The sequence below is a fragment of the Arthrobacter subterraneus genome (assembly GCF_900099735.1).
Classification (GTDB): Bacteria; Actinomycetota; Actinomycetes; order Actinomycetales; family Micrococcaceae; genus Arthrobacter_D; species Arthrobacter_D subterraneus.
On sequence record NZ_FNDT01000022.1, the window covers coordinates 19,618 to 41,994 of the forward strand.

General features: G+C 66.4%; 24 protein-coding genes. 9 read left to right on the top strand and 15 right to left on the bottom strand.

Going from position 1 to position 22,377, the window contains the following annotated elements:
- Nucleotides 1-45: 45 nt before the first annotated feature.
- The 5 genes from BLS52_RS15830 to BLS52_RS15850 all read left to right on the top strand — a co-directional run bounded on the left by BLS52_RS15830 (nt 46) and on the right by BLS52_RS15850 (nt 5,868).
- Nucleotides 46-1,881, top strand: a complete 1,836-nt coding sequence (locus tag BLS52_RS15830) for a plasmid pRiA4b ORF-3 family protein (RefSeq protein WP_090588005.1) — start codon at nt 46-48, stop codon at nt 1,879-1,881.
- A gap of 165 nt (nt 1,882-2,046) precedes the next feature.
- A complete protein-coding gene (locus BLS52_RS15835; protein WP_090588007.1) occupies nt 2,047-3,012 on the top strand; it encodes a metallophosphoesterase in 966 nt (321 codons plus the stop codon).
- Between the two features lie 4 nt (nt 3,013-3,016).
- The gene (locus tag BLS52_RS15840) at nt 3,017-4,201 is read left to right on the top strand and encodes an NAD-dependent epimerase/dehydratase family protein (protein WP_090588008.1); all 1,185 of its coding nucleotides are present in this window, start codon (nt 3,017-3,019) and stop codon (nt 4,199-4,201) included.
- Nucleotides 4,202-4,222: 21 nt separating this feature from the next.
- On the top strand, nt 4,223-5,332 hold the full coding sequence (locus tag BLS52_RS15845; protein ID WP_090588035.1) for a glycosyltransferase family 4 protein: 1,110 nt from the start codon (nt 4,223-4,225) through the stop codon (nt 5,330-5,332).
- Nucleotides 5,333-5,484: 152 nt separating this feature from the next.
- Nucleotides 5,485-5,868, top strand: coding sequence for a VOC family protein (locus BLS52_RS15850; protein ID WP_090588010.1), 384 nt, complete (start codon nt 5,485-5,487; stop codon nt 5,866-5,868).
- Between the two features lie 122 nt (nt 5,869-5,990).
- On the opposite strand, the gene surE is transcribed toward BLS52_RS15850, so the two are convergent.
- The 11 genes from surE to BLS52_RS15905 all read right to left on the bottom strand — a co-directional run bounded on the left by surE (nt 5,991) and on the right by BLS52_RS15905 (nt 14,390).
- A complete protein-coding gene (surE, locus tag BLS52_RS15855) occupies nt 5,991-6,773 on the bottom strand; it encodes a 5'/3'-nucleotidase SurE (protein WP_090588012.1) in 783 nt (260 codons plus the stop codon).
- Nucleotides 6,770-7,567 (bottom strand): PfkB family carbohydrate kinase, encoded by a 798-nt coding sequence (locus tag BLS52_RS15860; RefSeq protein ID WP_090588013.1) that lies wholly within the window; start codon nt 7,565-7,567, stop codon nt 6,770-6,772. The genes surE and BLS52_RS15860 overlap by 4 nt, the downstream gene beginning before the upstream one ends.
- 133 nt (nt 7,568-7,700) lie before the next feature.
- The gene (locus tag BLS52_RS15865) at nt 7,701-8,027 is read right to left on the bottom strand and encodes a TfoX/Sxy family protein (protein WP_175460204.1); all 327 of its coding nucleotides are present in this window, start codon (nt 8,025-8,027) and stop codon (nt 7,701-7,703) included.
- A 94-nt stretch (nt 8,028-8,121) separates the two neighbouring features.
- Nucleotides 8,122-8,307, bottom strand: coding sequence for a PspC domain-containing protein (locus BLS52_RS15870; protein ID WP_026545234.1), 186 nt, complete (start codon nt 8,305-8,307; stop codon nt 8,122-8,124).
- 130 nt (nt 8,308-8,437) lie between these two features.
- Nucleotides 8,438-8,980 carry a carboxymuconolactone decarboxylase family protein gene (locus tag BLS52_RS15875; RefSeq protein WP_090588016.1) on the bottom strand — a complete coding sequence of 181 codons (543 nt, stop codon included), beginning with the start codon at nt 8,978-8,980 and terminating at the stop codon, nt 8,438-8,440.
- 76 nt (nt 8,981-9,056) lie between these two features.
- Nucleotides 9,057-9,758 carry a Crp/Fnr family transcriptional regulator gene (locus BLS52_RS15880; RefSeq protein ID WP_245702902.1) on the bottom strand — a complete coding sequence of 234 codons (702 nt, stop codon included), beginning with the start codon at nt 9,756-9,758 and terminating at the stop codon, nt 9,057-9,059.
- A gap of 83 nt (nt 9,759-9,841) precedes the next feature.
- Nucleotides 9,842-10,312, bottom strand: a complete 471-nt coding sequence (locus BLS52_RS15885; protein ID WP_245702903.1) for a hypothetical protein — start codon at nt 10,310-10,312, stop codon at nt 9,842-9,844.
- Between the two features lie 103 nt (nt 10,313-10,415).
- Nucleotides 10,416-11,492, bottom strand: a complete 1,077-nt coding sequence (locus BLS52_RS15890) for an ABC transporter ATP-binding protein (RefSeq protein ID WP_090588018.1) — start codon at nt 11,490-11,492, stop codon at nt 10,416-10,418.
- Nucleotides 11,489-12,301: an ABC transporter permease gene (locus tag BLS52_RS15895; protein ID WP_090588038.1), complete on the bottom strand. Its 813-nt coding sequence runs from the start codon at nt 12,299-12,301 to the stop codon at nt 11,489-11,491. Before BLS52_RS15895 ends, BLS52_RS15890 begins: the two co-directional genes overlap by 4 nt.
- On the bottom strand, nt 12,301-13,137 hold the full coding sequence (locus BLS52_RS15900; RefSeq protein ID WP_217636779.1) for an ABC transporter permease family protein: 837 nt from the start codon (nt 13,135-13,137) through the stop codon (nt 12,301-12,303). Before BLS52_RS15900 ends, BLS52_RS15895 begins: the two co-directional genes overlap by 1 nt.
- On the bottom strand, nt 13,134-14,390 hold the full coding sequence (locus tag BLS52_RS15905) for an ABC transporter substrate-binding protein (protein ID WP_090588040.1): 1,257 nt from the start codon (nt 14,388-14,390) through the stop codon (nt 13,134-13,136). The genes BLS52_RS15900 and BLS52_RS15905 overlap by 4 nt, the downstream gene beginning before the upstream one ends.
- A gap of 35 nt (nt 14,391-14,425) precedes the next feature.
- On the opposite strand from BLS52_RS15905, the gene BLS52_RS15910 reads away from it, so the two are divergent.
- Together BLS52_RS15910 and BLS52_RS15915 are read left to right on the top strand one after the other, a co-directional pair.
- On the top strand, nt 14,426-15,151 hold the full coding sequence (locus tag BLS52_RS15910) for a TVP38/TMEM64 family protein (RefSeq protein WP_090588022.1): 726 nt from the start codon (nt 14,426-14,428) through the stop codon (nt 15,149-15,151).
- A complete protein-coding gene (locus BLS52_RS15915; RefSeq protein ID WP_090588023.1) occupies nt 15,144-15,779 on the top strand; it encodes a CDP-alcohol phosphatidyltransferase family protein in 636 nt (211 codons plus the stop codon). Before BLS52_RS15910 ends, BLS52_RS15915 begins: the two co-directional genes overlap by 8 nt.
- A 32-nt stretch (nt 15,780-15,811) precedes the next feature.
- Here the strand turns inward: BLS52_RS15915 and BLS52_RS15920 are convergent, their stop codons facing one another.
- A complete protein-coding gene (locus tag BLS52_RS15920) occupies nt 15,812-17,212 on the bottom strand; it encodes a dihydrolipoyl dehydrogenase family protein (RefSeq protein WP_090588025.1) in 1,401 nt (466 codons plus the stop codon).
- A 231-nt stretch (nt 17,213-17,443) separates the two neighbouring features.
- On the opposite strand from BLS52_RS15920, the gene BLS52_RS15925 reads away from it, so the two are divergent.
- Together BLS52_RS15925 and BLS52_RS15930 are read left to right on the top strand one after the other, a co-directional pair.
- Nucleotides 17,444-18,064: a class I SAM-dependent methyltransferase gene (locus tag BLS52_RS15925; RefSeq protein ID WP_217636780.1), complete on the top strand. Its 621-nt coding sequence runs from the start codon at nt 17,444-17,446 to the stop codon at nt 18,062-18,064.
- A gap of 10 nt (nt 18,065-18,074) precedes the next feature.
- A complete protein-coding gene (locus BLS52_RS15930; RefSeq protein ID WP_090588027.1) occupies nt 18,075-18,950 on the top strand; it encodes an HAD-IIB family hydrolase in 876 nt (291 codons plus the stop codon).
- A 135-nt stretch (nt 18,951-19,085) separates the two neighbouring features.
- On the opposite strand, the gene BLS52_RS15935 is transcribed toward BLS52_RS15930, so the two are convergent.
- The 3 genes from BLS52_RS15935 to fmdA form a co-directional block, all read right to left on the bottom strand.
- On the bottom strand, nt 19,086-19,841 hold the full coding sequence (locus BLS52_RS15935; protein WP_090588028.1) for an SDR family NAD(P)-dependent oxidoreductase: 756 nt from the start codon (nt 19,839-19,841) through the stop codon (nt 19,086-19,088).
- Nucleotides 19,842-19,861: 20 nt separating this feature from the next.
- Complete coding sequence (locus BLS52_RS15940) at nt 19,862-20,860, bottom strand: acetamidase/formamidase family protein (RefSeq protein ID WP_090588030.1); 999 nt, start codon at nt 20,858-20,860, stop codon at nt 19,862-19,864.
- A gap of 109 nt (nt 20,861-20,969) precedes the next feature.
- Nucleotides 20,970-22,226 (bottom strand): formamidase, encoded by a 1,257-nt coding sequence (gene fmdA, locus BLS52_RS15945; RefSeq protein WP_090588031.1) that lies wholly within the window; start codon nt 22,224-22,226, stop codon nt 20,970-20,972.
- Nucleotides 22,227-22,377 lie beyond the last annotated feature (151 nt).

Consider the following 22,377-nt stretch of genomic DNA (forward strand, 5'->3'; position numbering starts at 1 on the left):
CCAGCGGTGTTGTCCCGATACATCCGCGCAGGTAGCGTTTCCCGCATGCCAAAGTCGAAGCGATCCAAGAGAAAAGCGACAGGGATTAAAGCGACCGGCGACAGACACCTCAGCGCGGTACCCCAAGCGCCTGCGCCGCCGGTCGCACTGGCCTCCGCCAGTCGGGTCATCGACTCTTTCGCGGCAGAATTCGTCCACTGGTTCGAAGACGAGGGTGCAGGCAGTGCTGCCGAAGCGATGCAATCGCTACGTGCCATGGAGGCGATCCTCACCGCCGAATACAAAGTTACCGGCGGGTGCTCGGCCACTGAATTCACCCACGATGAAATTCTCGCCGTCGTCGAAGCCCTGGAGTTGGAGGATGAAGCGCTCGCGCTCCTCGACCTTTGGCATCTTTACGTCGATTTCCTCGCCGAAACCGGACGATGGACCGGCTCCGGCGAAGAACTGGAGAAGGTGCACGGTCTCCTTTCCGGACCGGACGGTTTAGCCATCGTAAACGTCCCGGAACTGACCGAGGAGGAGGAATCCAACGGCTTCGCGGAACTTCCCCTCATCCAGCGGACCACCGAGTTACTGCGCTGGATTGACCGTGGAAAGGAACTGACCGCCACCGGTGCCCTGAGGCTGAAGGACATCGCGCCCGCAGCTGCCTGTGTCGGAGTGAACGCCCGCGGCGCACAAAACGCCCCACGCGTTCCGCAGCCATTGCCCGGTTTCGAGGCACCCGTGCAGGAGGAGGGACTGAAGGTTCGCTCCATGCATGAAGTTCCGATTCTCAACGTCATCTGGCGCACCCTGACCGGCATGGGTTTGTTGATTCTCGGGCCAACCTCAGTCCGCCCCGGACCGGACGTGGAGAGGTGGCTGAACGGAACCCCTGAACAAAAGGTTGAACTGTCCCGGGGTTTCGTTACCGAATTCCTGATCGCCAATCTCGATGACAGCAACAGTTGGCTAGAAGTTGCGCAAAACTCCGGGTTCCTGCTGGAGGTGGCGGCTCTCCTGGCGGGCACCACTGAGGAACCGGTGGCCAGAAACGCGCTGGACCGTTTCGCTCTAGAGGCGGCCGGCATGCCGGACTACCTTGCCGGAATCGCCGCCGCATCCGCGCGCAAGCGTCTGGATACCTTGACCGAGCTGGGAATTTTTGAGACCGGCGGCTACTACAGGGTTCGCCCCGTCGTCGTGCAGTGCATTGCGGCGGTGGATGAGCGGGTGCGTGCCGATAATGAAGAACAGTACGACGACGAATCGCTCACCTTCCTGCCCACAGCGCCCGGCCATCCCGGTGGCCCGGCGGACGCCAACAGCACCTATCAGCTGAAAATAACGCTTCGGGAATCTGAACCGCCGATCTGGCGGCGCGTTCTGGTGCCCGCATCCGCAGCGCTGGGCGAACTGCACAACGTTGTGCAGGCGGCCTTCGGGTGGGAAGACAGCCATATGCATCTTTTCAGTGCGGGCAACCGCTCTCGGGGAGGCACCTTTCAACCGGTGGGCTGGGACGGTCGGCAGCCGGAAAACTCCATCGATGAAGCCTCGGTTCAGGTGGGGCAACTGTTGTCGAAGAAAAAGGAGAAGCTGACATACGTTTACGATTTCGGAGACGACTGGATCCACGACATCACCCTTGAGGAGATCCTGGACAAGGAGGAGGCCGGCGCTCTTCCACGCTGCACCGACGGCAGCGGTTTAGGTCCCGAGGAGGACAGCGGTGGCGTATGGGGCTGGACAAATATGGTCCGGACGGCCAACGATCCGCGCGCTGAGGATCACGCGGATATCCGCGAATGGCTCGGGCTTCGGCCTGGGGAGAGAGTCGATCCCGAATCGTTTTCTCTTCCCGATACCAATGAACGGCTGAAGCGTCTGCGCTGATGCCGTCAGCGCAGTCTTCCAGCCGGGTTCCTGAAGAACCACAATGCAATTCCCGCGTACGAACTTCAGCCCGACTTAACGGAGCGGCCCGCGCCCTGTTACCGCGACGTTACCCGGCGCTGTTTGGCTCGTGGTGGTCCTTCCCTCACCAGACTGGAGCCCACTATGCCGAGCCAACCCACGCCGTCGACCCCTCACTCCCCCAGCCGCCGCCGCTTTCTGGGACTGAGTGCCGGCGCGGCCGCTGCCTTCGCCGTGGCCGGCGCACCAGCCGCGTCCGCCAACCCGGGCAACGCTGCACCGCCGCTGCGTTTCGGAGTCATAGCCGACTGCCAGTACGCCGACAAGCCCGACCGCGGCGTCCGGCTCTACCGGCAGTCCATCGGAAAGCTGCAGGAGGCGGTCACCACCCTTAACCAGGAGGACCTCCGGTTCGCACTGCACCTCGGTGACTTTGTCGACGAGTTTCCGGAGAGCTTCGACGCCGTCACCCCGATCTGGGAGCAGCTGCGGATGTCGAAGTTCCATGTGCTTGGCAACCACGACTTCCAGATGCCCCGCGAGGAAGTGCTGGCCGCGATGAACATGCCGGCGTCCTACCATCACTTCCGCCGCAACGGCTGGCGGTTCATCGTGGTGGACACCAACGACATCAGTACCTACGGCAACCCCGAAGGCTCAGCCAACTACGAACTCGCCCGGCAGATGCGCGCCGAACTGCAGGCCGCGGGCAAGCCGAACGGGCACACCTGGAACGGCGGCGTGAGCCCTCAGCAGCTTGCCTGGATCGAGCAGACCCTCGAGACTGCGCACAAATTGGGGGAGAAAGTGGTCCTCAACTCACATCACCCGGTCTTTCCCCTCGACCAGCACAACGCGTACAACGACGCCGAACTGGTGGACCTCGTGAGCTCCTACGACAACGTGGTGGCCTGGCTCAACGGCCACAACCACGCCGGCAACTACGGCTTCACCGGCGGCACCCACTTCATCACCTTCAAGGGCATGCTCGACACCACGGTCAACTCCTACGCCACCGTGCAGGCGTACGACGACCGCCTCGTGATCGAAGGATTCGGTCGCGAGCCCAACCGCATTGTCCCCATCGGCGCCCCCGCGTACGAAGCCTGACGCGGTGCGGATCCTGGTTTTAGGCGGTGACGGCTTTTGTGGCTGGCCAACCGCCCTGCACCTGTCGAATGCGGGGTATGACGTAACCATTCTGGACAACCTCTCCCGCCGTCGCATCGACGTCGAACTCGGTGCGCAGTCACTGACCCCGATCGAACCGATCCAGGTGCGACTGGACGCCTGGCGTGCCGTCTCGGGCCGCAGCATCGGGTTTGTGCAGTGCGATGTTGCCGCCGACTTCGAGCTGTTGCTTCAGGTGTTGGACAGTCTCCGCCCGGACGCTATCGTTCACTTCGCCGAACAGCGCGCCGCCCCCTATTCCATGAGGTCCGCCCGGCACAAGCGCTACACCGTCAACAACAACATCAATGCCACACACAATGTTCTGGCCGCGCTTGTGGAGTTGGGGCTCGACTCCCACCTGGTGCATCTGGGCACCATGGGCGTCTACGGGTATGGCACAGCGGGCGTGCGCATCCCGGAGGGCTACCTGCCGGTGTCGATGACCGCCGACGACGGCGGCACCGTGGATCAGGAAATCCTCTACCCGACAAATCCGGGCAGCATCTACCACCTGACCAAATCCCAGGATCAGCTGCTCTTCGCCTTCTACAACAAGAACGACCACCTCCGCATCACCGACCTGCACCAGGGCATCGTCTGGGGTACCCAGACCGTGGAGACCGCCCGCGACCCGCGTCTGATCAACCGATTCGATTACGACGGCGACTATGGCACCGTCCTGAACCGTTTCCTCATGCAGGCGGCAGTGGGCCACCCCCTCAGTGTGCACGGCACCGGCGGACAGACACGCGCTTTCATCCATCTGCAGAACACCGTCCAGTGCGTCCAGTTGGCTCTGGAGTCTCCGCCTGCCACGGGCGAGCGCGTCCGGATCCTCAACCAGATGACGGAGACGCACCGCCTGCGCGACCTGGCCCGCATGATTGCCGGAATGACCGGGGCACAGATCGAGTATCTGGACAATCCGCGCAACGAAGCGGCCGAAAATGACCTCATAGTTGAGAACAGCGGGCTGTTGGCACTTGGCCTGGAGCCGCTGACTCTCGCCGGGCACCTGCTCGCTGAGGTTACCGAGATCGCCCAGCGCTACGCCGGGCGGTGCGATCTGGAGAAAATTCCGTCCCGCTCACTCTGGCGCAGACCTGCACCCGCCGTCGTCCTCTGATCAGGAGGGCAGGCGATGAAGATGAGAATCGCTTTTGTCACCGAGGTGTGGCGTCCGTCGATCAACGGCGTGGTCACCCGTCTGTCCGTGGCGGTTGACGGTCTTCTGGCGGCGGGACACCAGGTGCTGATCATAGCGCCCGACGTCGGCGGCGGCCACGGTGCCTCTCCCCGGCAGCCGGGCCTCACCGTGCGCCGGGTGCCCTCCTTCCGCTTCCGCTTTATTTACGGAGGCCAGCCCTGGGGGCTGCCGATGCCCCGCGTCGACCGGTATCTGAAGGATTTCCGGCCGGACCTGGTCCACGTCGTGAGCCCCCTGATGCTGGGCATTGCAGGGGTGCTCGCCGCGCGGCTGCAGCGACTGCCGCTCGTCGCTTCCTTCCACACCGACGTTGCCGCCTACGCCGGCTCCTACCACCTGGGTTGGCTGCGCCCGGCGATCTGGTGGGTCACCGCCCAGCTCCACCGGCAGGCCGCCCTGAACCTCGTGACTTCCGAGTACGCAGCTCAGCTACTGGCCTCCCACCGTATCGACCGGGTGCAGGTGTGGCAGCGCGGCGTCGATCTCAGCCTCTTCCAACCCGCTCGGGCCTTGAAAAGGACGCCGGACGAGCTTCCCACCGCGCTGTATGTGGGCCGTCTGGCTGACGAGAAGGGCCTGCACCGGCTGGCACCGCTGGCCCGGTCGGGGTGCGTCCGGCTGCTCATGGTGGGTGATGGGCCCGACCGTGACAGACTGCAGGCAGAATTCGCCGGAACGCCGACCAGCTTCCCCGGCTCCCGCTCTGGTTCAGCGCTGGCCGAGACGTATGCCGGGGCGGATGTCTTCGTCTTCCCGTCGACCACCGAAACACTTGGTCTGGTGATCCTCGAGGCACTCGCCAGCGGCCTTCCGGTGGTGGCCGCTGACACCCCCACGGGCCGGGAACTCCTTCAGGGAAACCCGGCGGCGCGGCTGTTTCCGCCGGATAGGCCTGAGCAGATCGCCGGCCTGGTGGCCGAGCTGCTCTCCGGCCTGTCACGGGAGGAGCTGGCGCAGCACGCGCGTAGGGAGGCGGAGCGGTGGGGGTGGCGGGCGGCAACCGAACAGCTGACCGGGTACTACCGCGAGGTCCTGGACGACGCCGGGTAGCGGCACGAGTGCCCCGGTACACTCGTGTTTGCTGTTACCCCACCACCATCCCCCGCCAGGCCACGTCCAGAGCTGACCGGCATGGACGGGTCAAACCCGTCCGGCGAGGTCTAAACTGTGAGGGTCCATCAGTATGAAAAAGAGGTCGAACCATGCTTAGCTCCAGCAAGGTAACGACGATCCTGCCTGTGAAAGACATGGACCGTGCACGAAGTTTTTACGAGAAGTCCCTCGGCCTGACCCTGGCGGGCTCCATGGAGGAGGGAACGTGTCTCTTCAGCGACGACGGCCACAACGGGATCCAGCTCATGCTGAAACCGGAAGGTAGCCCCTCCGGCAATACGGAAGTCAGCTTCGAGGTGGAGGACATCGCAGCGGAATTGCGGGCGCTGGAATCCAACGGGGTCAGGTTTGAGGACTATGACCTCCCCGGGCTGAAAACCGTCAATCACGTTGCAGAGAGCGACGGGCATAAGGCGGCCTGGTTCACCGACACGGAGGGGAACATCCTCTGTCTTCATCAGATTGCGGGCTAACCCGCGCCTGACGAGGGTCTGGAGGTGAGCTCGGGGAGCACCACCGCTGCTGCTCTTCGGGCTGACCAGGTCACGGCGGGGCGATCGATTATGCCCGTATCCGTACCCTATCCGGCGGGCTTTCAGGGGACCAGATTCCGCAGCCGCTCCTGAAGCAATGGGACAGCCGACTCCGTGACCGCGGTGATCGCCGTGACGGGCGCGAACCCCGCGGCGAGCAACGTGAAGTCGCTGTGTTCCTCCGCCTCGCCGACGGTGTCCTCCACCGACAACCGGATGTACTGGTGCCCGCGCTCAGCCATGGTGGTCTGCACAATTCCGAATTCGGCAAGCGTGGCTACGCGGTACTCCGGCTGGTCAGTTCCGGCACTGTTCGGCACATTCAGGTTGAGGACCGTCCCCGGCTCATGATCCAGCAACACCGGAAGCAACCCCGCAGCCATCCTGGCTGCGTGCTTCCAGTGCAGCTCCGCGGGATCCAGGCCCGTGTCGAGGGAGACTGCCATGCCGCGGCCGCCGTTGATGCCGGCGGTCAGAGCCGCTCCGACCGTGCCGGAGTGCAGAATGGCACGTCCCACGTTGGCGCCGCGGTTTACTCCGGAAAACACCACGTCCGGCGGATCACCGAATGCGCCGTGGGCCGCAATCATCGAAATGAACCCCGGCGCTCCCGGTACTGCGAAAGCCCGGACGCCGTCGAGCCCTTCGATGGGCCGCTCCTCAACGTGAATCCGGCCCTCGTCCTCCACCGCGATGATGGACGCGCTGCTGCCGCTCGACTCAGCGGAGGGGGCAGCTACCGTAACGTCATGTCCGCCGGCCGCGAGTTCAGCAGCCAGGGCATGCAGTCCCGGTGAGCTGATGCCGTCGTCGTTCGTGACAAGGATTCTGGTGGGCCGGTTCATTCTGTACGCAGTCCTTTCGCCGGCTCGTCAGCGGCTGTTCCTCTGGCCCGTTCCGGCTGATGACCGCCCCTGTAGGGAACGATGCGGACCAACCCCATGAGCTGGCGGATGGTATCGGCATCGCCTGTGCCCAGTCCGTGCCGGGTGACGTTCAGCGCCCCGGCAGCACTGCCCTGGGTGACTGCCTCGAGCAAGGATTCACCGGATGCCAGCGCCGCGGCCGTTCCGGCCGTAAGCGAGTCACCCGCCCCGCTGGTATCTACGGTTTCCAGCGACGGCGCGTGCACCTCATGCACTTCGTTTTCGAGCAGCAGGAGCGAGGGCAGGTCCGCTCTCGTCACGATCACCGTTGCCGCTCCCTCTCCGACGAGACCGCGCATCGCGCGGATCAGGTCGTCGGGCCCGGTGGAGTCCGCCCGGCCGCTGTCCACGAGTTCATCATGCGAAACCTTGACCAGCGCGACGCCGCCGTTCACGGCTGCCGTGAGCCGGTCACCCGCCAGGTCCGCGATCACGGTACAGCCGGTTTCCTCGAGATCGGCCGCCAAGCGCCGGTAGGCGTCAGCCGGCACGATGCCCTCACGGGCAGGGCCGCTCAGAATCACGGTCCCGGCCGCTATCCCGGCCTGCATGGTGAGGCTGTACAGCTGGTCCAGTTCATGCCGTGAGAGCCGGTGGCCAGGAGACTCAGCCAGTTCCTCACGTTCGCCGCCCCGACGGTCATGGATGTAGGCGCCGTTGCTTCCGGCCCCTTCCACAGCGGTGACGGCGCGAAAAACCGCTACTGCACCCATCGCAAGAACTCCCTCCGGAATGTTGCGAATATCCGTTTCCGATTTCAATCTAACGTGCTGCCGGTCGTTGTGCGACGGACACCGGCTGATTCAGTCTGGACCGCTGACAGCTACAATCCTCGAGCAACGCGGTCTAGGTTCCCACCCCGAGCGAAACCCACCACGCAAGCTCCTCCTCACCTTCAAGCCGCGGCCCGGGCACGGTGATCCAGCCGCGGCCCATCGGCCGTGTCCTGCTCATAGTCGCGGGTTCTGCACCACGCGTCAGGAGGTCGTCGTACCGGCTAGGATCGGTACGCACCAGGAGGCCTCCGTCCCGGCCGGCAGCCACTGCCATCCGCCCGTCCACCATGAAACACACCCCGCCGAACATGCGTATTTCCCGCACGTCCTGCTGGGAGTTCAGAATGGCCCGGATCCGGTGCGCCAGCGCTTCGCGAGGGCCGTCTGCAGCGGTCATGAGCCGATGGTACGCCATGTCGCTGAGCGAGCAACTCTCGCAGCTATGGCAGTGGAACGGAGCCCCGTTCCTGCTCTCCTGAAAACAGAAGAGGTCAGTAACTCTCCTTGGGCAGCACGATCCACAGAATGATGTAGACCAGCTCCCCGATGCCTACCAGGCCGAAGATGATGAATCCGATCCGGACCAGCCACTTGGGCAGGCCGAAACCGGTGGCCAGAGCCGCGCAGACTCCAGCGATGAGTTTGCCGTTACGGGGTCGTGTCAGTGTGCCAGCCATGTGCGCGACTCTACGCCCCCTGCCGAGCCGACGAAACCCCTCCGGTACGTGGCCGCGTTGAGGAGGGGGCCGGCATTAAAGGCAAAGGGGCGCACGCCGCGGACGCCGGCGCGCACCCCGGTGTGGGGGCCTACAGTCCCGGCGCTGCCGGAATGTCGAGGTCCGTCTCGACCATGTGGTTGAAGTAGTTGGTGAACAGGTTCAGGGCCACATGGGTGGAGAGTTCGGTGAGCTCCTCGTTGGTCCAGCCGGCGTCGAGCGCTGACTGCCAGGTGCCGTCCGCAACGTTGCCCTTGTTCGCGGTGGCCTCGCGGGCCACCTGCAGGAGTGCGGCGAGCTTGTCGTCGAAGTCCACCTGTCCGTTCCGGACCGCGACGGTCTGTGCCTCGGTCAGTCCGGCGGCCTTGGCGCCCATGGTGTGAGCCGATTGGCAGTAGGTGCACTCGTCCACGTTGGCGACGGCGAGCGCGATCGCCTCACGGGTGCGGGCGTCGAAGGTGCCGTAGTCGCCGATGACCTGCTGCAGGGCCACGTAGGACTGCAGGACTACCGGCGAGGACGCCATGGCGCCGTGGATGTTGAGCACCTTGCCGAACTTCTGCTCGAGGGCCTTCAACTCGACACGGGACTCCTCGGGAGCTGAATCGATGGTCTGCACTGTTACGCGTGACATGGATATGCCTTTCTCTCGGTGATTCTTGCAAGCAGCGGGCGCAAACGGCCCACCGACAACTGGAGTTCAGCGCGGATCAGGAGCTTCTGCGGGCGATGGTTCCGAGCCGGTTCCGGTCCCGGACCGTGATCCGCCCGCGGCTCTGCCTGATCAGGCCTTCGGCCGCAAATTCGGCCATGGTTTTGCTGGTGGCTTCACGGGTGGCTCCGAGGAGCCCGGCCAGTTGTTCGTGGGTGATCCGGATGGCCGGAGCCTGTCCGAGCATGCTGGGTCGGGATGCATCGGCCAGCGTCAGCAGCGTCTTGGCTGTCCGGGCGGACAGGGGACGGAGGGCCAGATCGGTCAGCCGCTCCTCCAGCCTGGCCACCTGCTCGCCGAGCAGCCTGGAGATCCGGACCGCAATGCGGGCGTCGGCAATCAGGTGCCGCTCGACGTCGTCGACCGTGAGCTGGCAGATCACAGATTCCTCGATGGCTTCGGCGTAGTTGTCATACATGCGCTGTCCGACGAGTAGCATTTCCCCGAACACCGCCCCGGGTTCCAGGATGGCCATGGTGAGAGCCTTGCCGTCCTCGGTGATCCGGAAGATCCGCACCCGTCCTGACCGGAGGATGAACAGGGAGGTCACCGGTTCCGACTGCGAGAAGACCAGCTCACCGGCCCGGAAACGCCGCTCCGGCACCATGAGCTGCATGGACTCCAGTTCGGCGACGCTGAGGTCCGCGAACAGATCAACGTCATTCAGGCAGGTGAACGCCTCAGGGTCTCCCGTGGTCAATACGTCTACCTCTCGTTTCTGTGGCGACCAGGGCCTCTCCCCCGCCGCCGGTGTGCCTGCCAGGCCTACCGCGCACTCGTCCTTCACCTGCGGCCCCGCAGCATTGCAGACGCGCTCACCCCGAGGATTATTCCGTAGATCAGGTGTCCGAGCAGGGACACCCAGGCGGCGGCGTCGATCATGAATACCGGCATGCCCATCATCGTCGGCATCAGCAGCAGCGGGCCAAGCAACCACCACAGCGCGCCGTACGCGAGCCCGATCACGGCCGAGCGTGCCAATCCGGACAGCATCCCGGCAAAGGGCACTGTCAGCCCCAGCCCGATCAGCACCGAAATGACAAGATGCACAGCCAACCCGACGACTGCGGCGTCGCTGCCCACCAGGGACGCAATCATGGGCAACATGCCCATCATGGCCATGAGCACACCGAACACGGCGCCGCCGGCGAGCCCGCCGACAATGCCTGCCGTGATGCGTCGAGCCATTGGGACGTGCCCGGCGGGCGCGCTGGCCTGCGCGTGCGTGGACGAGTTTCTGGGCCTGGTTTTCATCGGACTGCCTTCCTCGATCTTCCTCGATATGTCCTAGTTCCAGAACGCTACGGCGCCTCGCCGGTCCGCTCTGCAACCCAGAACACACAAGGACAATTTCCTCTCAGGCCCTCACCACCCACCCCTGCCCGCCGGCCAGAGACACCCCTACGCGGTCCCCGGCCCGAAGCGCCGGTGCACCCGCCAGTTCGACGGCGATGCTTTCGACGGCGGTGCTCCCGCTGCCCGGGGCGGACTCCACCCGTACCCGGACCAGCACGTGGGCACCCATCGACTTCACCTCGGTGACCACCCCGGTGGGGGCCTCGTCGCCGGAGGAAGTGCCGCCGTCGTCGTTCCGGATCAGCCGGAGCGCCTCCTGGCGCACCACCAGCAGGGCCGGCCCGTCCGGGACGCCCGGCTGGACGCGGACCCGGCCCAGCACCGAGGTATGAAACCCGCCGGCCGCGTGCCCTGGAACCTCGTTGAGCCCGCCCAGGATGCGGTTCACCGCACGGGTGGCCGGTTGGTAGTGCAGTTCGGGGACGGGACCATGCTGCAGGATGGTGCCCTCGTCCAGCACGGCGATCGTGTCGGCCAGTACGGAGGCTTCCCGCCGGTCGTGCGTCACCAACACGATGGTCGGCTCGAGTTCCGCGCGGATCTTGCCCACGAGCTCATACATGTCGTCGGTGAGCCGGGAGTCCAGCGAACTGAACGGCTCGTCAAGGAGCAGGATGCGCGGTTGCGCGGCGAGGGCGCGCGCCAGCGAGACCCGCTGTTCCTGGCCGCCCGAGAGCTGGCCCGGCATGCGCCGCGCAAATCCGCCGAGCTGCACCAGGTCGAGGAATTCCAGCGCCTGCGAGCGCGCCTCCCGCCTGGTCACACCGGCCATGCGCGCCGGAAACGCCACGTTGTCCACCACCGTCAGGTGCGGAAACAGCAGCGGCTTCTGGAAGACGACAGCGATGCCCCGGTTCTCGGCCGGCACCGCGCTGGCATCCTGCCCGTCCACGAGCACCGACCCGCTGCTCGGCGCATCCAGTCCGGAGGCGATCCGCAGCAGGGTGGACTTGCCGCTGCCGGACGCGCCAAGCAGCGCCACCAGGGAACGCGCCGGCACGGTGAGGGAGACGTCGCTCAGGACCTCGGACTGTCCGAACATCCTCGACACCCGGTCGAAGGTCAGGCTGGAACTCATCGTCTCCTCCTCGGCCCGGGCACCGCCAGAAGCGCCAGCAACAGCAGCGGCGGCACGATCATGGCGAGGGACAGCGCCGCGGTGAGCTGCTCGTTTCCGGTGGCCGACGCCGCGGAACCCAGCACCAGCGGCAGGGTCAGCAGCTGTCCGCCGCCGACCAGCAGCGTCGTAATGTAGTCGCTCCAACCCACCAGGAACGCCAGGAAGGCCGCCCGGGCGGTGGCGCGGGCCAGCAACGGGATCCGCACCCTCGCAAGAACCGCCCGGGAAGAAGCACCGAGAGTGCGCGCCACTTCCTCGAACTGGTCATCATAGGAGGCGAGTGCCGCCCGGAACATGAACACCGTGTAGGGCAGTGCGGTCACCGTCAGCACCAGTACCACGGAGGGGAACGCAGGCACGCGTGCGCCGAGCAGCAGGACGTTCGAGCCCATCACCAGCGCGAAGGGCGGGATTGCCAGCGGCGCCAGCAGGATCATCTCCACCCCGCGCGCCCAGCCGTTGGGAAGCCGCCGGATAGCGAAGGCCGCCAGTGCGCCGAGAACGGTGGCGGGCAGCGCAACGCTGAGGCCAAGGACCAGTGACGCCCCTGTGGCCGTGAGGACCTCCGGCCTCAGCAGCGCAGCCAGTCCGTCGGTGGAGAAGGCCCCGGGAAGCACGTCCGGAGCCCGCCATTCCGCGGCGACCGACCACAGGATCAGCGGCACCAGCGGCAGCAGGATCCACAGGAACAGCAGCCCGCCGAGGAGCGGCCGCGTTATCCCGGTGCCTCCGGCTGCCCTCAGCCGCACCGGCTGGTAGGCCTGCATCAGCGCCACCCCCTGACGCGGCGCAGCAGCAGCAGTCCCGCGCCGATGGCCGCAAGGCCGACGACGACGGACGCCAGGGCGGTGGCCATCGCCTCCGGCCGGGCGGTCAGGTCAATGGAGCCGAAAAGGCGGACCGCGCGGACCGGCAACGGTTCCGGCGAGACCGGTCCCAGCAGCCAGGGCGCCTCATAGGAGCCCAGCGTGTAGACGAAGACCACCAGCGCGGACACGCCCAGTGCCGGCAGCGCGAGCGGGAGCAGCACGTGCAGCATCCGCTGCTTCGCGGACGCGCCCAGGGTGGCGGCTGCCTCGCAGAGACCGCCGGCGGAGCGGGCCATGCTGCCGACCAGCACGAGCGCCACGAACGCGGACTCCTTCCAGCCGAACTCGAGGATCGCCGCACCCCACCCGCGGCCGCCGACCAGCCCGGGGAAACCGGACGGCATGCCGAAGACGCGGGCCAGGAAACCGGCGTCGGACAGCAGCAGCCCCATGGCGCCCGCGGCCACCAGGTGTGGGATGGGCACCGACGCCGCGCTGAGTACGGCCAGCACCCGGCTGCTGACGCCGGAGGTGAGCACGTAGGCGGCAATCAGGAAGCCGACGACGACGGACAGTACGGTGGATGCCGCGGCGATGTAGACGGAGATTCCGGTGGCGAGCAGGAGTTCGCCGTCCGCGTCCCAGGCCGCGGTGCTGAACTCCGGTTCCCCGATGATCGGCAGGAGTCCCAGGCTCTGCAGGAGGGCGGCAACCAGCGCACCCGTGAGCACGAGGGCCACCGGCAGGACAGCGGGTGCAGCGATCAGCAGCGCCCTGGCACGCGGGGCCATCACCCGCCGGCGACTGTCCGGCGCCAGGCGTCGTCCAGTTCGGGGACCCAGGCGGAGCCGAGCTCCGCGTGGGAGTTGCGGGAGAGCTCCTCGTAGGGCGGGACCACCGGAGAGGACGGGAGTCCGTCGAAGAGGGCGCGCTGCGCCGGTTCCAGCCGGTCGACGTCGAGCACTGTGAACTGTCCCCACACCTTGGGGGCGGCCTTGGCTGCCTGCTGTTCCGGGGAGAGGGCGAGGTTGGCGACGGCCATGGCGCCGGCGGCGTCCTCGGCGTTGGCCGGTATGGCGAGGAAGCTGGCGTTGCCCACCGTGCCCTCGTCCAGGGTCAGTACCTTGGTGGACGGCGGGAGGGCACCGGAATCCACCAGGTCGGTGAGCCGTGCCGGGCCGTAGGTCATGCCGAAGTCCACCTCGCCGTTGGCGAAGAGTTCGTTGAGCGCCTGCTCGTCGCGCGGGTAGGTTGCCCCTTTCCGCCACAGGGACGGTTCCAGGGACTCCAGCGCTTCAAGGGCGGCAGGCGCATGCTCTTCGAAGGCTCCTTCGCTGTATTCGAGGGAAACCTCGGCCGCTCCGCCGGCGGTGGAGATCAGCACCTCGCGGAGGAAGACGCTGCCGGTGAAGTCCGGTGGTGCCGGGTAGGTGAAGCGTCCCGGGTTGGCCTCGGCCCAATCGAGGAGGCCTGCCAGGCTGGTGGGCGGCTGGGACACAGTGTCCGAGTTGTAGAAGTACGTGAACTGGGCCTTGTGCCAGGGTGCTTCGCAGCCGTCCACAGGCGTTCCGAAATCGTTGGTGAGCAGCGGGTCCGCCGGGTCCGTGAAGGCCATGTTGGGCAGCATATCCGTCCACCCGCAGCGCCAGGCGTCGGCCTGCCTGCCGGTGCTGAAGACAGCGCCGTTGACCCAGACCAGGTCCACCGAACCGTCGTCACGCCCTGCCTGTATTTCGCTCAGGACCCGGTTGAGCGCGTCCGCCGTGTCCGCCACCGGGACCCGGCGCAGGATGATGCCCAGCTCCGCGGCGGCCGGGGCGAGGGTCTCATCCACATACGCGTTCCCCTGCTCATCTCCGCCGTACATCCACAGGTCCACGGTGGAGCCCTCGGCTGCTTCCAGTACGTCGTCGAATCCGGAGAACTCCTCGTCGGGCTGCTGGCCGGACTGCCCTGCGGCGGCGCCGCAGGCGGAGAGCAGAAGCGCCGAGGCGAGCGCAAGCGGGGCCAGCGCGCGGCGGAACGGTCGGGGGGCGGTGGTGTGCATGGTTCCTTCCGGGTTTTCCGGTTCACGTATGCTCATTGCGTGCCTCGGTGGAGGACGGCAACGGCGAACGGACGGCAGGTACGGTGACGGAGCAGGGCGGGCGGCGCGAACGCTTTCCGGCTCCCCTCCGACGGGCACTTCTTCTCCTGGTATTCGTGGCCGCGGCGACTGCGGCTGTGCTTCTCATCCCGATTCCGCCCGTCGAGGAGCTCCGCGCGATGGTCGATTCGGCCGGGTGGTGGGGGCCGGTGGGCTTTGGGCTGGGCTACGCCGCACTGACGCTCGCACCTGTTCCGAAGAACGTCCTCACCGTTGCAGCGGGCGTACTCTTCGGCTTCGGCGCCGGCTTCCTGATTGTCTACCTTGCCGCGATGCTGGGAGCCACGGCCGCCTTCTGGCTGGGCAGGTATCTCGGCCGCGAGGCCGTGGAGCGGTTCACTGGGACGCGGGTTGCCCGGGTGGACGAGGTCCTCCGGCAGCGCGGATTCGCCGCCGTGGTGGGGGTGCGGCTGGTGCCGGTGCTGCCGTTCACTGCCATCAACTACTCCGCCGGCCTCACCTCGCTGGGCTGGCGCCCGTACTTCCTCGGAACCGCGCTGGGCATCCTGCCCGGGACGCTGAGCTTCCTTGCGCTGGGTGCCTACGGGTTCGAGCTCGGCTGGCAGGCCCAGGTCGCCGCAGCCGGGCTGGGCCTGCTGACCCTCGCGGGTGTGGTTTACGCCGTGCGGTCGCGCCGGAAGGGCACCCGCACCGATGTTTGATTCCCGGCTCCGCCCGCTGCTGGCACCCGCGCTCAACTCCGCCGCCCGGCGTCTCGACGTCCCGTGGATCACCCCCAACCGGCTGACCTCGCTGAACCTGCTGTTGGGCCTTTCCAGCGCCGCGCTCGCCGCCGGCCAGCTGTGGGTTCCGGCGCTGGCGGCCTGGCTGCTCTGCCGCCTCGCGGACGGCCTGGACGGCCCGCTGGCCCGGCTGCGTGCGGCGCAGACTGCTGGAACCGGAGCGGACGACGCCGGCCAGGGCGGGTTCTGGGACATCTCAGCGGACTTCATGGTGTACGGCGCCACGGTGGTGGGCGTGGCGGTCGGCGCAACCGCAGGGTACGACGCCGGCTGGCTGCCGTTCCTGCTGGTCCTGTTTGCCTACTACATCAACGGCAGTGTGTTCCTCGCCTTTTCCTCCATCGCCGAGCGCAGCGGCAGACAACTCGACGACGGACGCTCGCTGTCCTTCCTGGGCGGCCTCGCGGAAGGTGCGGAAACCGTCGTCGTACACAGCCTGTGGCTGCTCTTCCCGGCATTCGCCGGTCACATCGCGCTGGTGTGGGCGGTGCTGGTGTCGGTGAGCGCAGGTCAGCGCGTTGTGACAGGTTTCCGTGCACTGCGCTGAGGCGGCCGCCTTCAGTGTCGCCGCCGGCAGGGTCACCGGCGTCCGTTCCGCAGGCGCGCGACGGCGCTGAGCAGGCGTACGGCGGCTGCGGCCACCGGCGAGTCGAGGCCGGCCCGGGCGTGGCTGATCGCGGCATTCCACACGGCGTCGTTGTAGGTGGGGTACGGGTGGGTCACTCCGGCGAGCGCCCGCGTGCTCATCCCCTGCTGGACCGCGAGGGTGAGCTCGGCCAGTGATTCACCGGCGCGCGGGCCCACGATGGTGCCGCCCAGGATCCGTCCCCTTGTGCCGATGACCAGTTGTGCGAAGCCTGCCGTCCGGCCCTCCGTGATGGCGCGGTCGGTGTCGTCCAGGTTCACGGTTGAGAGGCTCAGCCCGGGGGCGGAGGCGTCGGTGATTCCGACTGCCGCCACCTCCGGTGAGGTGAACGTGACGCGCGGGATCACACTGCTGACCGACCGGTGCAGGCCGAGGATGGCATTGGACGCCGCGGTGCTCGCATGGACGCCGGCGAGGTGGGTGAATTTCGGGTTCTGCGTCACGTCCCCGGCAGCCCAGATGCGTTTGTTGGACGTCCGCATGGCCTGGTCCACGAGGATCTGACCCGCGTCGTCGAGCTCCACGCCTGCCGTGTCCAGGCCGAGGCCGTCCGTTCGCGGGGTCCTTCCGGCGGCAACCAGGAGAACGTCGGCGTCGAACCGGTTGCCCTTGGACGTGAGGACCGTGGAGCTTCCGTCGTTGGTGCTCTCCACCGTGCGGGCGGATTCGTTTTCGGCGACCGTGACGCCGTCGGCCGTGAGGGCGTTCCGGACCAGGGCGGCAGCCTCCCGGGTTTCCTTGCCCAGGATGCCTGTCCGGGCCAGGATGGTGACCCGCGTACCGAGCCGGGCGAATGCCTGGCCGAGTTCGCAGGCGATCGGCCCGCCGCCGATGATGACCATCCGCCGGGGCAGTTCCGTCAGGTCCCACACGGTGTCGGAGGTGACCATGCGGGCGTGCGCGAGTCCCGGAACGGGCGGCACGGTGGGGTGGCTTCCGGTGGCGATGAGTGCATTCCGGAAGCGGATCCGCCGGCCGTTGACTTCGGCCTCGCCGTCGGCCGTCAGCCGTGCGGTGCCGCTGCGGACCTCGACGCCGGCGGCTTCCAGTGACTCGGGGGAATCGGCGGGTTCGATGGCCCGGATCGCTGCAGTGATCCGGTCACGCACCCGGCCGAAGTAGGGTTGCCCGCCGGTGATACCGCGCTCCTCCGCTGCGTCCTTCGCCGCGGCCAGGAGGGTTTTGGAGGGTACGCAGCCGGTCCACAGACAGTCACCGCCGGTGCGCTCGTTCTCCACCAGTACGGTCCGGGCACCCAGCCGGGCGGCAGTTTTAGACCCGACGATCCCCGCCGTTCCGCCGCCGACAACGAGGAGGTCAACCAGCTTGTCCATGTATTCAGCTCTTTCCTGGGAAGGTAGGCGGTGGTGCACCCAGACTACGGTGACGGGAATCCCCGTCGGGGTCTGTAATCCAGGACACCGAAGGCGGGATGGAGGTGCCCTAGGGTTGTCCGGCGTGCGCCCTAAGCTGGAATCACCCTTTTATGCAATGGAAGAGGCCCCGGTATCGAGAAGTACACAACATTCGCACCGCTGTACGACCTCCTGTCGGCGGAGTTTCCGGTGTACCGTGCCGGACGCCGTCGCGGCGTGGACCTGCTCCGGCTCCAGCCCGGCGACCAGGTGGTTGATCTCGGCTGCGGCACCGGACTCAACTTTGCGCTGTTGCAGTCGAAGGTGTCCGTCGGCGGCCTGATCGTGGGAATCGACCGGAGCGCCGCGATGCTTCGCCAGGCACGGCGGCGGGCGGAACGCCGCGGCTGGAAGAACGTTGTCCTCATCCAGGCCGATGCCACCACACTGTCCCCGGCTGACGTCGGTGCCCGGGTGGCCGCCGCGGGCGGGCGTGAGCTGTCCGACTCCGCTCTGGCCACCTACGCGCTGTCGCTCATGCCGGAGTGGGAACGTGCCTGGACGAACATGCGGAACCTCACGAAGCCGGCCGGGCGTTTGTGCGTTGTCGATATGCGGCGGCCCACGGGCCCCTACGCCCTGCTGACGCCGCTGGCGGTGGCGGCGTGCCGGCTGGGCGGGGCGGACATTGACGCCCATCCCTGGACCGCCGTGGACCGGGACTGCCTCGGAGTGGAGGCCTCTTCCACGCGCGGCGGTCACCTGCAGGTCCGCGCGGGCACGGCTCCCGCCCTGCGGCGCGTACCGGGGTCAGAACATCCGGCTCGGTAGAATCCGGAGAATGAGCTCAGACCCCGCCGGCACTTCTTCGCCAACCAGCACTACTGCACCGACAAGCCGCGCCGTTTTCCTTGACGTGGACGGTACCTACGCGGACTACGGGGTGGTTCCCGAGGGCCATGTCCGTGCGGTGCAGGCCGCCCGGGAGGCCGGGCACAAGATCCTGCTCTGCACCGGACGGCCGGTGTCAATGCTGAGCGCCCATATCCGCGCTGCCGGATTCGACGGCCTGGTGGCCAGCGCCGGGGCGTACGTCGAGGTGGACGGTGAGGTGCTGCTGGACCGCCGGTTTCCACCGGACCTCGCGGACCGGACCGTCGCTGCGCTCGACACGAACGGTGCCGTGTACATCCTTGAATCGCAGGAGTCCCTGCACGTGCCCGCAGCGGCGGTGGAACGCCTTCAGGAGATCATCGAGGAACACTTCCAGCAGGGTCCGGACGGCCGAGCGGCCGGGGCGTCAGCCATCCTGGACACAGTTGAGTTGATGACGGACGGCGTCCCTGTGCCGTTCGCCAAGGTCTCCGTGTTCGATGCGCCCATCCCGGTCAAAGCCATCGCGGACGGAATCGGGCCGGCTGTCGCCGTCGTCGACAATTCCATCGCTGACGAGGGCCGGCACAGCGGCGAGCTGTTCCAGCACGGGATCAGCAAGGCCGACGGCGTGGCTATCGCCCTGGAACGCTTGGGGATCCGCCGGGAAGACTCCATCGGCGTCGGGGACGGCCAGAACGATCTCGAGATGCTCGCGTACGTCGGCCTGGGAATCGCCATCGAAGGGTCCTCGCCCGAGCTGATGGCGGTGGCACAGCAAACGGCCGCTCCGCCCAGCCAGGAGGGCCTGGTCTCGGCGTTTGCGGAGCTTGGGCTGTCGTAGACGCACTCCCGGTTTCCCGGCTGCGTGCCGGTTCCCCCGGCTTCTGAGCCCTATTCCGCGTGTCGGATGGCGACACGCCGTCCGGACAGGGGTGCACGCTCCAGAACCTGGGGGATCCGGCCCGCGCGGAGCCGTCTAGAACTGGATGCCGCGGGTCAGGCCGCCGTCCACGAGGATGTTCGCGCCGGTGGTCCGGCTGGACTTCGGGCTGGCGACAAAGACCACCGTGTCAGCGATCTCCTGCGGCGTACCCATCCGGTGCGTGGGATTCAGGCCCATCGCCATGCTGAACAGCTCAGGGTTTCCCTGCTCGATCTGCTCCCACACACCGCCGCGGTGGTAGGTGTTGCCCGGTGAAACGGTGTTGGCCCGGATGCCCTGCTCAGCGAGCTGGAAGGCCAGCCCGGCCATGTAGGCGATGATCGCCGACTTCACCGTGCCGTACGGACCGGAAGCGAAGTCCACTTCCCGCCCCGAGACGCTCGAGATCGCGGTGATCGAGGGCGCCGTGCTGTGCTCGAGGTGCGGCAGCGCCGCCTTCACCAGGCGCACCGACCCCATCAGGTCCACGTTCAGGGATGCTTCCCAGTTCTCCTCCGTATCCGGAATCGCGAGTGCGCTGACGTTGCTGACCACCATGTCGATGCCGCCGAACCGCGTCGCTGTATCACTCACCCAACGGGCCACGGCTCCGCCGTCACCGACGTCGACTTGCGTGCCAACCACAGTGTCCCGGCCCACCGCTTGCTGGGCTGAAGCGACGTCGTCGGCGTTTCTGGCGCAGAAGGCGACGTTGGCGCCCTCGGCAGCGAAGGTCTCCACGATCGCACGTCCAATGCCCTTAGTGCCTCCGGTGACGATGGCGGTCAGTCCGTTGAGCTGCAGATCCATGGTGGATCCTTTCTGGTTGCCTAGATTCCGGCGCTGCGGTCCCGCAGGTCGGTGTGGACGCCGTCGTATGCGCTGGCGGAGGGAAAGAGCGATTTGGCGGCCTTCACCACGACGCTGTAGTTCGCGTCCACCGCGTTGGCGATCGGAGCCTGCGCCGTCTGGGTGAGCAGTTGGTAGGCGTCCATGGCGTGGAGACCGAAGAGCTCACCGAACCAGCGGACCATTTCCAGCTGGCCGATCCGCCAGGAGTCCTCCATCGGGCGGGATGACCCCACCGCCATCCAGTGCGTGTCCGTCTCAATACGCGGCCAGGCCGGGGCGCCGCCCTTGACCAGCTCCACGATGATGGTCGAGTCCATTGCGCCCTCGACGGCGGTGCCGCACGCTTCGCCCTCGCCTTGTCGGTAGTGCCCGTCGCCGATCGAGAAGAGCGCGCCGTCCACGTTGACGCCGAGGTAGATGGTGGAGCCGGCCTTGACCTCGGGCGAGTCCATGTTGCCTCCGAACCGCTCGGGGACGAGGGAGGAACGCACTTCACCGCCGGGCGGTGCCACGCCGACGGTGCCGAGCATGGGCTCGACCGGCAGTTCGAGCCGGAAATCACCGAAGCGGGATTCGAAACCGACGGTGTTGCGTGCGGAGTCGAGATGGTAGATCCAGGTGGTGTCGGGCAGCGGGTCCTGCAGGAGTGCGGTGCGGTCGGTGCTGGTCAGGCCGCCGAAGAACGGGATGGTGGCGGAGGCTCCCCAGCTGCGGGCCGGTGTCAGGTCAACGATGTGGAGGACGAGTGTGTCCCCCGGTTCGGCGCCCTCGACGTAGAAGGGTCCGGTCTGCGGGTTCACGAAGCGCAAGTCCACCTTCTCACTGGAGAGGTCCTCGACGGACGTGAGCGCGTGGTTGAAGGCATCCTCGGACCAGAGTTTAAGGACCGTTCCGGGCTTGATGGTCATCGCCGGCTTCGCACCGCCGAATGTGTAAACGAGCTGATCACGTGACGGCCGGTACTCGATGATTTCCATTACTGGATGCTATGCCGTGGCCCTCAGCCGAACAAGAGTCCGACGGTACTCTTCAACTTTCAAGACCGGTGCCAGGAATTTGAACCTGGCACCGGAACTGAAGAATCGACTACTTATTGTTCGACTTCGGCGCACCCATACCGGGATTGACCTTGTGTGGGCCGGCAGTGGAAGGACGAACATCAAACTCAAAGATCGCTGTGGGGATGTAAACCGTCGAGCACGAGTTCGGGATGTCCACCACGCCGGACAACCTGCCCTCAATCGGCGCCGACCCCAGCAACAGGTATGCTTGCTCCGGGCTATAGCCGAACTTCGTCAGGTAGTCGATCGCGTGCAGACATGCGCGCTGGTAAGACAGATGCGAGTCAAGGTAATGCTGCTTCCCGTCGAGGGTTACGGATGTTCCGGAGAATGCGATCCACTCGCTGTAGCGGGGATCCACGATGCCCGGCATGAAAATTGCATTCTCGCTGACGCCGTAGGTTTCCATGCCACCCTTGATGACATCGACCCTGAGGTCAATGAAGCCGCCCATCTCGATCGCACCGCAGAAGGTGATCTCTCCGTCGCCTTGCGAGAAGTGGAGGTCTCCCAGGGAAAGGTTGGCGCCGTCCACGAACACCGGGTAAAAAATCCGGGTCCCCTTGGACAGGTTCTTGATGTCCTGGTTGCCGCCGTTCTCGCGGGGTGGCGCCGTGCGTGCAGCCTCCGAAGCTACCCGGTCGAATTCCGACGCCGGCAGGCTTCCGAGCACTGCGTGCTCCGCTTCCGGGGGGAGGGCCAACGGGGGCACCCGGTTCGGGTCCGTAGCGATGAGGTCCCCTTCCCGCTTGTTCCACCTGGCGAGCAGCTCGGCGGAAGGAGCCGTACCCATCAGGCCTGGGTGGATGAGCCCGACATAGGACACTTCGGGAACATGCCGCGACGTTGCGACCTGCCCGGTGAAGTCCCAGATCGCCTTGTATGCGTCAGGGAACTGATCGGTGAGGAAACCTCCGCCATTGTTGCGCGAGAAGATGCCGGTGTAACCCCATCCTTGCCCGGCCAGAGGGCCTGAATCTTCCTGCGGGATCGGCCCGACGTCGAGGATATCGACGACGAGCAGGTCACCCGGCTTCGCCCCCTCGATCCCGAAAGGTCCGCTGAGCTTATGGACGGTGAGCAGTGGAGCGTTCAAGATGTCCTCTGCGGAGTCGTCGTTGACGATAGCGCCGTCAAACCACTCACGGCAGTGGACCCGGAAGGAGTCTCCAGGCTTCACCACGGCCACCGGCGGGATTTCCGGATGCCATCTGTTGTGGCCGATCTTTTCCTGGTCTTCAAACTTCTTCGTTGAATCTAGTGGAAATATGACGTCAGGCATTGCATCTCCTATAAATGTCGCCGGACACCACAGATCAGGGTCGCGGCAGTTTCTTGCCTGACTTGGCTCACGGATCCCGGTCTTCTGGGGGCGCGCGGCTGTGACCTGCGGTGATGTCTGCCCTTAGTGCGTTTTTCACGCACTAAGGGCA